13 protein-coding genes and 3 tRNA genes are annotated in these 13,496 nt (G+C 54.0%); 6 read left to right on the top strand and 10 right to left on the bottom strand.

The window, feature by feature from the left end:
* Positions 1 to 439 precede the first annotated feature (439 nt).
* Positions 440 to 529: transfer RNA gene (locus LZ634_RS20555), tRNA-Ser, on the bottom strand.
* A 93-nt stretch (positions 530 to 622) separates the two neighbouring features.
* On the opposite strand from LZ634_RS20555, the gene mtfA reads away from it, so the two are divergent.
* A complete protein-coding gene (gene mtfA, locus LZ634_RS20560; RefSeq protein WP_234508537.1) occupies positions 623 to 1,417 on the top strand; it encodes a DgsA anti-repressor MtfA in 795 nt (264 codons plus the stop codon).
* 100 nt (positions 1,418 to 1,517) lie between these two features.
* Positions 1,518 to 1,593: transfer RNA gene (locus LZ634_RS20565), tRNA-Asn, on the top strand.
* A gap of 45 nt (positions 1,594 to 1,638) precedes the next feature.
* Here the strand turns inward: LZ634_RS20565 and LZ634_RS20570 are convergent.
* Positions 1,639 to 2,976 carry a PLP-dependent aminotransferase family protein gene (locus LZ634_RS20570; protein WP_234508539.1) on the bottom strand — a complete coding sequence of 446 codons (1,338 nt, stop codon included), beginning with the start codon at positions 2,974 to 2,976 and terminating at the stop codon, positions 1,639 to 1,641.
* An 84-nt stretch (positions 2,977 to 3,060) separates the two neighbouring features.
* On the opposite strand from LZ634_RS20570, the gene LZ634_RS20575 reads away from it, so the two are divergent.
* On the top strand, positions 3,061 to 3,957 hold the full coding sequence (locus LZ634_RS20575; protein WP_234508541.1) for a DMT family transporter: 897 nt from the start codon (positions 3,061 to 3,063) through the stop codon (positions 3,955 to 3,957).
* 95 nt (positions 3,958 to 4,052) lie between these two features.
* On the opposite strand, the gene cbl is transcribed toward LZ634_RS20575, so the two are convergent.
* Positions 4,053 to 5,003, bottom strand: coding sequence for an HTH-type transcriptional regulator Cbl (cbl, locus tag LZ634_RS20580; RefSeq protein WP_234508543.1), 951 nt, complete (start codon positions 5,001 to 5,003; stop codon positions 4,053 to 4,055).
* Positions 5,004 to 5,105: 102 nt separating this feature from the next.
* Positions 5,106 to 6,023, bottom strand: coding sequence for a nitrogen assimilation transcriptional regulator NAC (gene nac, locus LZ634_RS20585; protein WP_234508545.1), 918 nt, complete (start codon positions 6,021 to 6,023; stop codon positions 5,106 to 5,108).
* A gap of 307 nt (positions 6,024 to 6,330) precedes the next feature.
* On the opposite strand from nac, the gene LZ634_RS20590 reads away from it, so the two are divergent.
* Together LZ634_RS20590 and LZ634_RS20595 are read left to right on the top strand one after the other, a co-directional pair.
* Positions 6,331 to 6,406 (top strand) — tRNA-Asn (locus LZ634_RS20590).
* 144 nt (positions 6,407 to 6,550) lie between these two features.
* Complete coding sequence (locus LZ634_RS20595; protein ID WP_234508547.1) at positions 6,551 to 7,249, top strand: RluA family pseudouridine synthase; 699 nt, start codon at positions 6,551 to 6,553, stop codon at positions 7,247 to 7,249.
* Between the two features lie 45 nt (positions 7,250 to 7,294).
* Here LZ634_RS20595 and LZ634_RS20600 read toward each other — a convergent pair whose 3' ends face one another.
* Both LZ634_RS20600 and ldtA read right to left on the bottom strand, forming a co-directional pair.
* On the bottom strand, positions 7,295 to 8,236 hold the full coding sequence (locus tag LZ634_RS20600; protein ID WP_234508549.1) for a Gfo/Idh/MocA family protein: 942 nt from the start codon (positions 8,234 to 8,236) through the stop codon (positions 7,295 to 7,297).
* 99 nt (positions 8,237 to 8,335) lie between these two features.
* A complete protein-coding gene (gene ldtA, locus LZ634_RS20605; RefSeq protein WP_234508551.1) occupies positions 8,336 to 9,268 on the bottom strand; it encodes a L,D-transpeptidase in 933 nt (310 codons plus the stop codon).
* 193 nt (positions 9,269 to 9,461) lie between these two features.
* Here ldtA and LZ634_RS20610 point away from each other — a divergent pair, with 193 nt between their 5' ends.
* Positions 9,462 to 10,910: an AMP nucleosidase gene (locus LZ634_RS20610; RefSeq protein WP_234508553.1), complete on the top strand. Its 1,449-nt coding sequence runs from the start codon at positions 9,462 to 9,464 to the stop codon at positions 10,908 to 10,910.
* Between the two features lie 152 nt (positions 10,911 to 11,062).
* On the opposite strand, the gene LZ634_RS22780 is transcribed toward LZ634_RS20610, so the two are convergent.
* Genes LZ634_RS22780 through LZ634_RS20625 form a run of 4 tightly spaced genes read right to left on the bottom strand, consistent with a single transcriptional unit; the run spans position 11,063 to position 13,496 of the window.
* Positions 11,063 to 11,320, bottom strand: coding sequence for a DUF202 domain-containing protein (locus LZ634_RS22780; protein ID WP_072277050.1), 258 nt, complete (start codon positions 11,318 to 11,320; stop codon positions 11,063 to 11,065).
* Positions 11,320 to 11,709, bottom strand: a complete 390-nt coding sequence (locus LZ634_RS20615) for a YidH family protein (RefSeq protein WP_234508555.1) — start codon at positions 11,707 to 11,709, stop codon at positions 11,320 to 11,322. The genes LZ634_RS22780 and LZ634_RS20615 overlap by 1 nt, the downstream gene beginning before the upstream one ends.
* Complete coding sequence (locus LZ634_RS20620) at positions 11,693 to 12,574, bottom strand: MurR/RpiR family transcriptional regulator (RefSeq protein WP_234508557.1); 882 nt, start codon at positions 12,572 to 12,574, stop codon at positions 11,693 to 11,695. Before LZ634_RS20620 ends, LZ634_RS20615 begins: the two co-directional genes overlap by 17 nt.
* Positions 12,575 to 12,629: 55 nt before the next feature.
* Positions 12,630 to 13,496 (bottom strand): aldose epimerase, encoded by an 867-nt coding sequence (locus tag LZ634_RS20625; protein ID WP_234508559.1) that lies wholly within the window; start codon positions 13,494 to 13,496, stop codon positions 12,630 to 12,632.

Raw genomic sequence — 13,496 nt, forward strand, 5'->3', positions numbered from 1 at the left:
GTAAGTTGGCAGCATCACCGCCAATGGACATAAAAAAACCGCAGTCTTGTTTAAAAATAAACGATACGTCACTGTCCAGGCCACCGGCACGGGCCAGAATCCGCAGTGCATTTAGTGAAGAGGTCGAATCGGCTTGGGTCACAGCAATAAGTCACCCAGGCCTGCCTCTCCCCATGATTTAAGGTCTGTCTGCGGTTGATTGTGTCGTTGCCGATGTTTTTTGGGCGTTAAGCCGACAATGCGGGAAAAGTCTTGTTGCTGAGAAAATGTACATAACCGCGGGTTCTATGACATAAATGCGACAAACACGGAGTATTCCTGTGTTCAATATCACAATTGCAGACAGAATGAAGTGACGGTTGGGGGTTACGAAAATATTCTACAAACGTTTTGATAAGGGAATAGTCAATAGCGACTGGGGGGTGTAACTTGTTGAAATTGGCGGAGAGAGGGGGATTTGAACCCCCGGTAGAGTTGCCCCTACTCTAGTTTTCGAGACTAGTCCGTTCAGCCGCTCCGGCATCTCTCCGTTTTGATGGTTGCCATCATGCCAGGTTATTTGGCATTTTAACAGTCCCAGTCTCTTCAATTGCGTTCAAGTGACGAGTTTGCGAGCAAAACGATGATTAAATGGCCCTGGAAAGCAAGCGATACCGCTGAGAAAACAGATATGCCGTGGGCGCACGCCCTGGCCATACCTCTGTTAGCCACGTTATCTAACGATGAACAGGTGAAGCTGGTTCAGCTTGCCGAGCGTTTTCTACAACAAAAACGGCTGGTGTTCTTGCAGGGATTGACCGTTGAACCCGTAACCGAAGCGCGCATTGCGCTCCTGTTCTGCCTCCCCATTATGGAACTTGGTCTCGAGTGGCTCGACGGTTTTCATGAAATACTGATCTACCCTGCCCCGTTTGTCGTCGATGACGAATGGGAAGATGATATCGGTCTGGTTCACAATCAGCGCGTCGTGCAGTCCGGGCAAAGCTGGCAGCAGGGCCCTATCGTTCTGAACTGGCTGGACATTCAGGATTCCTTCGATGCTTCCGGCTTCAACCTGATTATTCATGAAGTGGCGCATAAACTGGATACTCGCAACGGCGATCGCGCCAGCGGCGTTCCGTTTATTCCGCTGCGTGACGTTGCCGGATGGGAGCACGATCTGCACGCCGCCATGAATAATATTCAGGATGAGATTGATTTAGTGGGAGAAAATGCGGCCAGTATCGATGCTTATGCTGCAACTGACCCCGCAGAATGTTTTGCAGTGCTCTCTGAGTATTTTTTCAGCGCCCCCGAGCTTTTCGCCCCGCGCTTCCCGGCGCTGTGGCAGCGTTTCTGCGGCTTCTATCGCCAGGATCCGCTCCAGCGGTTACGCGATAATAGCCAACAGGATGAAAATCCATCGACAGTACACTAAAACAACAAGTTGGGTTAAATTCAGCCAATTGAATCAGCAAGTTAATTTTAGTGTTGACACAAATATCGAGGAACAGTAGTATCTGCCTCGTTCACACGATTCCTCTGTAGTTCAGTCGGTAGAACGGCGGACTGTTAATCCGTATGTCACTGGTTCGAGTCCAGTCAGAGGAGCCAAATTTGAAAAGCCTGCTTAGGAAACTAAGCGGGCTTTTTGCTTTTTTATCGCCCGTACTGCTCGAATTCAATCACATCCCGTACCGTGCGCAGCGCATTCTGCAGCTCGACCATCGACACTGACCCTAAAGCAATACGTATCGCCTGCGGCACATTAGCCGAAACGCAAAACGGCTCAGCCGTTGAAACCGAAATCTGCTTGTCCATTAACATGCTCGCCACGCGATCCGCCCGGGACTCATCTGCCAGCGGTAGCCAGAGAAAATAGGCGTCAGGATGCCCCACGTACGGCAAGCCGTGAAAAGCTTCACGCGCCACAGACTGGCGCAAGTGTGCATCTTGCCTCTTCAGCGTTTCAAACCGCGAGACGGTCCCGTCTTTGATCCAGCCACAGATCAACGCGCTAACCAGTGAAGATGTATTCCAGGTTGTGGCCCTGATTGCTCTTTCGAGGGCCGGTTTAAGCTCATCAGGACACACCACCACGCCGACTCGTAGCCCCGTCGCCACATTTTTTGAAAAACCGGTGATATAGACCGTTCGTTCGGGCGCGTAGCAGGTGAGCGGTGGCGGCGGCTGCCGAACCAGATAGGCATAAGCCGCATCTTCAATAATCAACAGGTCGTGCTGACGGGCTATTGCCGCCAACCGCTGACGTTGCGCCGGGGTTAACACCCATCCCAGGGGATTGTGTAACGTTGGCATGGTATACAGCGCACGCACATCCCGCTGCTCGCAAAGGCGGGCGAGAGCGTCCAGACAGGGACCATCAGAACGGCTGGGAATGGCAATCAACTCAAGGTGATAAAGCTCAGCCAGTGCCTTAAATCCTGAATAGGTCAATGCATCCACCGCCACAACATCTCCCGGCCGGAGTAATCCCATCACCGTCACCGTCAGGCCATGCTGTGCACCGTTCACAATCAGGACATGCTCAGCCTTCGGCGTAAAGCCATTACCTGCCAGATGACCCGCGATAATCTCACGTTCACTCAACCGTCCGGCATGGGGCTGATAACGTAGATGCGATTCAAGATCCCCGGCGGCAGAGAGTTCCCGCAGGGCGTCTCGCAGCTGTTCGCCCTGGCCGATAAGCGTGGGGTAATTGAAGTTAAGGTCGCGCACGTTGGCCGCTACCGCCTGCTGGTCTACCCCGTGCCCGGCGGGCAGGGCTGTTTCTCTGACAAATGTCCCTCGCCCGGTTTCCCCGCTCACCAACCCCATCGCTTCCAGTTCAGCATAGACGCGGGTCGCCGTGGCAAGAGAGATACCTTCATCCGCCGCCAGACGTCGATGGGTGGGTAATCGCCGCCCTGCCGCCAGCTCTCCGGAGCGGATGGTGCGGGCAAATTTGTCGACGATTGTTTTATAGCGAGCTTTCATGACATGTATCCATGACAATTTTTTGATTGTATTAGTTACCACAACTTAGCATTGCTTTTTTGATGACTCAACGATGGGGTTAACGTGGTGAATGCAGCGGTAGATAAGATAAAATCTGGCACCTACAGCGGATGGATAAATGGCCTGCTGGGGGTAGTAATTTTCAGCGGTTCACTGCCAGCGACCCGCATTGCGGTGCTGGAGATGAGCCCGTTTTTTCTCACTTTTTTACGCGCCTCGATAGCCGGCGTGCTAGCCATTTTACTGATCGTCAGTTTCCGCCAAAAGCGCCCGCAGCCCGCGCAATTGCGCCCATTAATCATTGTCTCACTCGGGGTGGTTATCGGTTTTCCACTGTTGACCGCGATTGCCTTACAGCACGTGACCTCCGCGCACTCCATTGTGTTTCTCGGCCTGCTGCCGCTGACGACGGCCATTTTTGGCGTCGTCCTCCACGGCGAGCGCCCGCACCCTGCATTCTGGATTTTTTCCGTGCTAGGCAGTCTTTTCGTGGTGGGATTTGCCCTGAAGCAAAATGTTTCAGTGTCGCTCACCGGTGATTTGCTAATGCTCGCCGCCGTGGTTGTCTGTGGCCTGGGTTACGCAGAAGGTGCCAGCCTGACGCGAACGCTCGGCGGCTGGCAGGTTATCAGTTGGGCGCTGATTATCTCGCTCCCCTTGATGCTGGTTGCCACATTCATCACGCGCCCAACGGCGTTGAGCACTCTCTCCGCCGCGGCCTGGCTCGCAGTGGGCTACGTTTCCCTGTTCAGTATGCTGATAGGATTTATCTTCTGGTATAAGGGACTCGCCGCAGGCGGCATTGCTGCCGTGGGTCAGTTGCAGTTGTTACAACCCTTTTTCGGTTTGGCGCTATCGGCCACAATTTTGCACGAAAGCGTGAGTCCACTGATGCTGGCGGTCACGCTGGGGGTCATTCTGTGCGTCGCGGGCTCAAGAAAATTTGGCCGTCGGGTATAACCGTTTTGCGATTATTCGGCGATCCCAGCCCTCTCAGGCTGGGGTGCACTGTGGTGCGCCGTTGAGTATGCCCCTTCTATCTCCGGGGCTCGACATCAAATCTGGTAATCCAGAACGTTCTCTTCCAGCTCCATCGCCTGGCGTTTAATCTCCTCCAGAGAGAGGCCGGCATTACACAATTCAATAAAACGCCACACATAATTTCGCTGGAGCTGACCGCGTTTTAACCCCAGCCAAACGGTGTTGGCATCAAACAGGTGGTGCGTATCGAGCCGTACCAGGCTGCTGGACTCCTGCGCATCGCCCGACTGTTCCGCCACCAGCCCAATCCCCAGCCCCAGCTCAACATAGGTTTTAATCACATCTGAGTCCTGCGCGCTCAGCACTATATCCGGTGTTAACCCCTTACGATTAAAGGCTTCATCAATACGCGACCGACCGGTTATCCCCTGTCGATAGGTAATCAGCGGCCAGCGGGCGATGTCCTCCAGGGTCAGCGGCGTAGTCTGGGTGAGCGGATGATCTTTTGGCACCAGCAGGCTGTGATGCCAGCGGAACCAGGGGAAAGCCACTAGCGTAGCATCGTTACTCAGACGCTCACTGGCAATGCCGATATCCGCGCCGCCGCTGTGCAGCAGCGCGTCAATCTCCTGCGGCGTCCCCTGAATCAACTCCAGGCGGACGTCCTCAAAAATCTCGCGGAACGCTTTGATAACCGGCGGCAGGCTGTAACGTGCCTGGGTGTGCGTGGTGGCGATGGTCAGTACGCCTGATGCATCGTTAGTAAAGAGATCGGCCAGACGGCGCACGTTGCTGGCCTCATTGAGAATACGCTCGGCTATCACCAGCAGCGCTTTACCCGGCTCGGTCATCCCTAATAAACGCTTTCCGCGTCGAATGAAGATCTCAATCCCCAGCTCTTCTTCGAGTTCGCGGATATGTCGGCTAACGCCGGACTGCGATGTGTAAAGCATATTGGCTACTTCGGTCAGGTTGTAATCCTGCCGCGCCGCTTCACGAATAATTTTCAGTTGCTGGAAGTTCACGCTTCCCTCCGGGTCAATCAGACATTGCACTATTGTTAAAGTCTGTTGCCTTCGCGAACAAATAATAAAAACCAGCAACTTATATCTGAATGGAATATAAGCTTAGCTAACCAGCAGTAATTCCCGGTTATCGAGCATCGGTCGGCTCACCAGCGACATCAGGATTTCCTTCACCGCTTGCGCCTGCGGGGTCAATTGCCCACGCGCTGAGACGTTCAGCGACAGCGGTAAACTCATCGATGGCGTAGTGATCCGCGCCATCCAGCCGTTGGCTGCGCTGCACAGCGATCGTGCCGCCGACTCCGGCAGAACCGTCACGCCCATACCGCTGGCAATGGCGGCGGTTAGCGTTGAGATTGACTCAATCTCACCGATGATTTTCGCCGTCAGGCGACGCAGCGAGAAGGCTTCATCCACCCGAGCGCGCACGGCGCTGTAGTCGCGAGGTAAAAAGAGGTTCATCTCGGCCACCGCAGTAAGATCAACGCTCTGCCCCGGACAGTTGCTGGTGCCCACCAGATAAAGGTCTTCTTTCAGCAACGGCTGACTAACAATACCGGCCAGCGGCGCACGATCGTAAAGCACAGCCATATCCAGCTGGTTATTGAGCAGTTTATCATTCAGCACGGTACCGCTATTTTCGTGCAGATAAACCAGCACATCCGGTAGTTCATTACGCACAGCCTGCAGCAGCGGCATGGTAATCGAAGACGCCGCCGTCCCCGGCGCCAGGCCGATGGACACGCTGCCACTCAGCGTCTGCCCGACGTTGTTGACCGCCAGCTGCGCCTGCTCACACTGGCGCAGAATCGTGCGAGCGTGGGTATACAGCACTTTGCCCGCCTCAGTCGGCGTGACGCCGCGTTTAGTGCGAATCAACAGCTGCTGATCGAGTTCCCCTTCCAGAGTCGCCACCTGCTGGCTCAGCGCTGGCTGCGCAATATGCAACACTTCTGCCGCCTGGGTCAGGCTGCCGATATCGACGATTTTCACAAAATATTTCAGTCGTCTGAAGTTCATTTTTGCCTCCGATTGAGATTCTTTGCCACGCTGGCGTTAAGTAATCGAAGTAGTTGCAAGATGCTTGCCAGTTTTCGAAATAGCGCTAAAACCGCGATAAACCTATCGTTGACGCGCTTTTTCACCCCAGTCAGAAGATTGCGATCTGCCCCATAAGGGGTAAATCTGCACTTTCACGGTGCAAATCAGCTAAAAAACCAGCAATTACGCACAGATTGCTGAAATTGTCAGCAAACGAACTTATTAGCGCTTTTCACCCTTTGACAAGCCAGGGTGACATCGTTAATATGCGCCTCGTTCACACGATTCCTCTGTAGTTCAGTCGGTAGAACGGCGGACTGTTAATCCGTATGTCACTGGTTCGAGTCCAGTCAGAGGAGCCAAATTTAAAAAGCCTGCTTTCGAGCGGGCTTTTTGCTTTTCTGCATTCGGATATTTTTTGCACTCAGCCAACCCTATTTTTATAAGCTGACCCTTACGCCAGAATTCGTTATGATCCGAACCCACTCCACTCTTCTGGCCGCCTGATGTCTACGATTGTCGATACTTTTATTGCTCCACCGTGCCATGACGAAATCGAGATCCTCTATCAGGACGAGCATCTGCTGCTGATCAATAAACCCGCTGGGCTTCTCAGCCTTTCGGGGAAAAATCCGCAAAATCTCGACTCAGTCCACTACCGGCTGGTACAGCAATTTCCCGGCTGCACGCTGGTGCATCGCCTTGATTTCGGGACATCCGGGCTGATGGTGATTGCCCGCAATAAAGCGATCAACGCCGCACTATGCCAGCAGTTCAGCCAGCGTACGGTCAAAAAAGGCTATAGCGCGCTGCTTTGTGGGCATCTTGACGATGATGAAGGGTTAATTGACGCGTCCATTGCTAAAGACCCGGCGCTGTTTCCACGTATGGCGATTTGCGCCATCAGCGGTAAACCCGCACGCTCTCGTTATCAGGTGCTGGAGCGCGTCTATCAGACGTTGGAAAATGGAGCAAAGCTGCCGTTAACGCGAGTTCAGCTGACTCCTGAAACCGGGCGCACTCATCAGCTCCGAATCCATTGTCAGTATCTCGGGCACCCGATTTTAGGCTGTGACCTTTACGGCGGTCTCTTGCTGCCGGGTACACAGCAAACGCCACGGTTGATGCTGCATGCCAATGCGCTTAATTTTGTCCATCCCGTGAGCGGAAACCCCGTCACAGCCCGCAATCCGAGCCCGTTCTGAAAGTAAAAAGCCTGCACTCGGCAGGCTTTCTTATGTTTCAGGGCATCACAACGCCGCGCGGATCATATCCAGCACCTGCATATTGCGGATGGTCTCTTCCAGTGGAATGAGTCTTGACGGCTGATTGAGCACCGCACTGGAGAAATGGCGAATCTCCGCCTGGTAACGATCGGACTCACTGACCGGCAGTTCGCGAACCCCATCCGGCATATGCAGATACAAGGTTCCGGCATCATCGAGGAAAGGCTTATCGATGCACAGCATGCCTTTGGTACCAATAATTTCCGCATAGTTACGGCCAAAAGCGTTAAAACCGCAGTGAATATTGGCAATCAGGCCATCAGCATATTGCAGCAGCGCCGAAAGGTTGGTATCCACTCCCTCTTGCGTTTCACACAGCGCTTTGCACTTCACCGGCAGACGTTCTGTTACCAGGCCAACAAAATTCACCGGATAACAACCGACGTCGTACAGCGCGCCGCCGCCCAGCGCGGGCTGCATTTTAATGGTGTTCGGGCGATCGAGAAGAAAGCGGAATGAAACGTTGATATGGCGAATCTCACCGAGCTCGCCGCTGTCGATAACCTGTTTTATTACCCGCACCCTGTCGGTGTACTGATACATAAAGGCTTCCATCAGTAACCGGTTCTGCCTGACGGCGACCTGCTGCATCTCCTGCGCCTCGATGGCCGTTAAACCGATTGGCTTCTCACAAAGCACATGTTTACCCGCTTCCAGCGCCCGAATAACCCACTCTTTATGCAATGAGTTCGGTAATGGAATATAAACCGCCTGAATGGCATCATCAGCCAGCAGCGCGGCGTAATCGTCATAGCTTTGCTCCCACTCTCCTGACGGCAGCTCGGCTTTGTTACGCGAGGCCACTCCATACACGCGAGCATTCCCGGCCCGGTTAATGGCAGGAATAATAGAGTTTTTCGCGATTCGCGCGTACCCCAGCACGCCCCAGTTCACCACTTCACTCATTTCACACTCCTTTATAACATCAGCAGCATCAGCAGACTGGTGCTCACCATAGCAAAAAGCCCGCTTCAGGCGGGCTTCAGGCTGCATGCTGTCACAAGATTACAATGCGTTATGCGACGTGCTGATATTCACCGGCATACCGGAGCGTCGCTCCAGCGTTGCCTTAGCACGATTCACATCAACCCCTGCCCCTTGGGTAAAACTACGCAGTGCGGAGGTAATAGGCAACGGAACTTTGTTATCCGATTCATATTCTGCGCGGTTACGCGACAACGGTTCATGTACCTCAACCCAGCGGCTACCGTCCGGCTCGGTAGTGTATTTCACCGATTGGTCGATAATCTGCACCCGGGTACCTACCGGGACATTATCAAACAGGTATTTAATATCGTCATTACGCAGGCGGATACACCCCTGGCTAACGCGCAGCCCGATACCAAAGTTGGCGTTAGTCCCATGAATGGCGTACAGCCGCCCAATATAGATGGCGTAAAGCCCCATCGGGTTATCCGGCCCTGCCGGTACAAAGGCAGGCAGGCTCTCACCACGTTTGGCGTATTCACGGCGGGTATTGGCCGTTGGCGTCCAGCTAGGTGCCTCTTGCTTGCGTTCAACGCTCGTCACCCAGTTACGCGGCGTCTCGCGTCCAGCCTGGCCAATACCGATAGGCAGCACTTCCACGGTACCGCTTCCCGGCGGATAGTAATAAAGGCGCATTTCAGCCACGTTGAGCACAATACCCTGGCGGACCGTGTTGGGTAAAATCAGCTGCTGCGGGATCACCAGGGTCGATCCTGATTTCGGCAGGAATACGTCAACGCCTGGGTTAGCCTCCAGCATGTTGCTCAATCCCTGCCCATACTGAGCCGCAAAGGCCTCCAGCGGCAGGTGGTTATCTTTCGGCACCGTGATGTTTAGCGTGCTGCCCACCAAACGACTCCCCTCAGGGGGAAGTGGATACGTCACGGCCAGCGCGCTCTGGCAGCCCAACGCCACGGCGAGCGCACACAATAGTTTTACACGAGGTCCCATGTCCCTTTCCTCATTCACGGCAGATATCGGTTAATTATAGCTTTTTTAGCCTGAGGCGCTGCATTTACCTGCTTTATTCATGAGACGGTCAAAGGTTAATCAGTTGTTATGCTGGAACCGGCAAACGCTTTTGTTTCATCATCCGCTGGCATACTATCGGGAAAAGCTGCAGATCTGACACAAGGAGCGAACGATGAGTAATACGGGCGTGAGTCTGACCCCTGAACAAGCGCTGGACCAGCTCCAGGCGCTATACGATCAATCGGTAAAAGCATTACGCGATGCCATTCGCCTGTTCATTGACGATCGTTCTCTGCCCAGCGTCGAGGCGCGAGCCAGCGGATTATTTGTCTATCCCCAGCTATCGGTTTCCTGGAGCGGCAGCGCCCACAAAGCACAAAAAACCCGTGCTTTTGGTCGTTTTACCCACTCCGGCTGCTACACCACCACCATTACGCAGCCGGGGCTCTTTCGCAGCTACCTGCTGGAGCAGCTAACGCTGCTGCATGAAGACTATGACGCACATATTGAAGTCGGCGCTTCACAACATGAAATCCCTTTCCCGTATGTGATTGATGGCCTGAATCTCGATCGCTCAATGAGCGCGGATCTGACCCGCTTCTTCCCAACCACCGAGCTGTCGCAAATTGGCGATGAAACGGCGGACGGTCTGACCCACCCGACGGAGTTTTATCCGCTGTCGCACTTCGATGCCCGCCGGGTCGATTTTTCGCTAGCGCGTTTACGTCACTACACCGGTACGCCGGTTGAACACTTCCAGCCGTTTGTCCTGTTCACCAACTACACCCGCTACGTGGATGAGTTTGTGCGCTGGGGCTGCAGCCAAATTCTCGACCCGGACAGCCCGTATGTCTCTCTCTCCTGCGCAGGCGGGATCTGGATCACCGCCGACACCGAAGCGCCGGAAGAAGCCATTTCCGATCTGGCGTGGAAGAAGCATCAGATGCCAGCCTGGCACCTGATAACCAAAGACGGCCAGGGGATCACCTTAATCAATATTGGCGTCGGTCCATCGAACGCCAAGAACATCTGCGACCACCTGGCGGTGCTGCGTCCGGATGTCTGGCTGATGATTGGCCACTGCGGCGGCCTGCGTGAGAGTCAGTCGATTGGTGATTACGTGCTGGCGCACGCTTACCTGCGCGACGACCACGTGCTTAACGCCGTGCTGCCGCCGGATATTCCTATTCCAAGCATCGCAGAAGTCCAGCGCGCGCTGTATGACGCAACCAAACAGGTCAGCGGTATGCCGGGAGAAGAGGTTAAACAGCGGCTACGTACCGGCACGGTTGTGACGACCGACGACCGTAACTGGGAGCTGCGCTATTCCGCTTCATCACTGCGCTTTAACTTAAGTCGCGCGGTGGCGATTGATATGGAAAGCGCGACCATTGCCGCACAGGGCTACCGTTTCCGCGTTCCCTACGGCACGCTGCTTTGCGTCTCGGATAAACCGCTACATGGTGAGATAAAACTGCCGGGACAAGCTAACCGTTTCTATGAAGGGGCAATTTCCGAGCACTTACAGATAGGCATCCGCGCGATTGACCTGCTGCGTGCCGAAGGCGACCGCCTGCATTCGCGTAAGCTGCGTACCTTCAACGAGCCGCCGTTCCGCTAACGAGATAAGATCCAGCCGGGCCAGTGCCCGGCTTTTTTATATAGGCACTGTCAGGCCGCGTACTCAAACGCAGAAAAGCAAAAAGCCTGCTCTAAACGGGGAAAAAACAGCTGATAGTAACGGGCCATTGTCATGGCATTCTTAGATACCGACTAAGAGAAAAGCATCAGTACGAGCAGAGTCCCGGATACAACAATAATCAGAGAAACAGTGTTATGCCGACCTTTAGTGACGCCACAAAACATCATCAGCGCCCCGCCCAGCAAAAGCATCCCAGCCGATATGTACAGTACATTACCAGTATGACTCCAGCCCCGCAGACACAGTAAACCCGGCGCAAGCATCGACCAACCGGTTCTGCACCAGGATAGGTGTGTACGCTCCGGTTGCAGGCCCGGATCTCTATTCATTATGATCTTCCCTGCCACAGTAACGTTCCCAGCAATATTGCGAGTAAAATCATAAGTGCAGCCAGAATGACCAGAGCGCGAGTGTAGGGTAAATTGCTATCAAGACGCATGGCATATTCATTCTGCCGCCAGCGTCGCCATGCCATAAACCCCATGGCCGAAGCCGCTAGCAGGAGTAGCGTTGAGATACTCGTACGCAGTTCGGCAGAGGATAACTGGGGGGAAAACTGCTCGATACCAACAGCGCCCGCCATCAATGCCAGAGCAGTACGGATCCAGGCCAGAAATGTGCGCTCATTGGCGAGCGTAAAACGGTAATCCGGGGTTTTCCCCGCAAGCCACCACTTTCCCCTTGGGTGTGTTGACTGAGTGTTATCCTGTAGACTCACGTTTAATCCTTTCTTTTATCAGCAATTCTTTAATCGAAAGTCCAGTCGATGAGCTGTCGCGCAGGTTGTGGCGGGTGATTTCCGTGCATAAAAACTCGATCATAAACAGCTGTGACATGCGGGTGGCGATTGAGTCGCCCTGGTAGGGGCCCGCACAGCCGCTGGTCAGCAGCCAGGTGTCAGCCAGCTCGGTCAGCGGTGACTGTGGACTGTGAGTAATGGCCAGACAATGCGCGTCCGCTTTTTTGGCCAGGCGGAAGGCATTGACCACTTCCGGTGTTTCACCGGAGTGTGAAAAGGCCACCACCAGATCTTCGGGCTTAAGGTTAGTGAGTTTCAGCGTCATGGTGAAACGGTCGGTGTAGGCTTCAGAGTCGATGCCCTGACGATTCATCTTGTCACGAGCTTCCATTGCCGAAAGACCAGAAGCGCCAAACCCGACAAACAGGACGCGGTTGGCCGTCAAAAACCTCTCGACCACCGGATTGACCACTTTCATGTCCAGCAGGCCAATAGTCTCATTCAGGGTAGTTTCCACCGTCATGGCAATCTTCTGCGCCACATCATTGCGGGTATCATCAAGGAAGATATCCGGTGACGTTGGCAGCAGTTGTTCGCGCTCATCCAACAGTTCACGTTTAAGGGCCGCTTTCAGCTCAAGCAGTCCGGTATAACCAATTTTTTTGCAAAAGCGTACAATCGTCGCTTCGCTGACTGACATCGCTTCCGCCAGTTTACGTACCGGCGTCTGCGCAACTGTCGCAGGTTGCTCCAGAATAAATCGGGCAATATGCTGGTCAGTTTCTCCGAGCCCGCCCAGTACATTACTGATATATACCCGCACATTTTCGCGATTCACGCTCATTGCTGCACCTGACCCTTTTGCATGAAAAATAACGGGTATTCTGTCAATCCCCCGCTCATGCGTCTACCGCAAAGCGCAGTCTTACGTTGAATTCCTGACTCTGGCCCGGCGCAAGCTGGCGTATTCCGCGTTTATTCTCTGCATAACCATCAAAATCGGGCGCATCGGTCGTCCCGGCAAGCGGCTCAATACAAAGCAGGTCAACGCCTGGAATACTCCAGAGCGCCAGCCAATCATGTTCAACCATTTCAAGCGTCATGACGGTTTTTCCAACAGGTGAGCAGACGCTGATTTGTTGCTGCCCGCAGTTACCAAAGTAAATGGCACCATCCCGGAATGATGCCTCTGTCAGTGGAAAGGAAGTCGTTGTCTGACTTTTACCTTCCGTAACCAGCGTTCGGTTATGGGTTGGAAATGGTCCTTTGACGGCATTATTACCAAACCGTAAATGCCAGCCTGATTCGCAGGCAACAGGCAATGCAAACCCGGGATGCCAACCGATGGAATACCAGAATGGCTGGCGGTCATCATTGAAGACTCGCTGTGACACACTGAGCCCGTCTTCATGCAGCATGAGCCGTAGCTGAACCCGCCAGCGCCACGGCCACACACTCAGGGTGTCAGGTTTAGCTCGCGCCTCCAGCAGCAACAGGCTTTCTCCCTGCTCAATACAATCAAATGTCTGTTGGCGTAGAAAGCCGTGTGCCGGCAGCGGCAGGAACTGACCGTCCACACAGATCCCTTGATGAACAAGCGCACCGACGACAGGAAACAGTTGGGTGGCCGAGTTGTTCCAGACACCAGGTACGGGTTGCCACAGCCATTCACGGCCACTAAGTTTGTCCCGAATTCGGGATAACTCACCACCAACTGCTTTCACCGTGACCCGATAGCGACCGTTTTCAAGTTGCCAATCGTTCAT

The sequence above is a fragment of the Kluyvera intermedia genome (genome assembly GCF_021440345.1).
Classification (GTDB): Bacteria; Pseudomonadota; Gammaproteobacteria; order Enterobacterales; family Enterobacteriaceae; genus Kluyvera; species Kluyvera intermedia_A.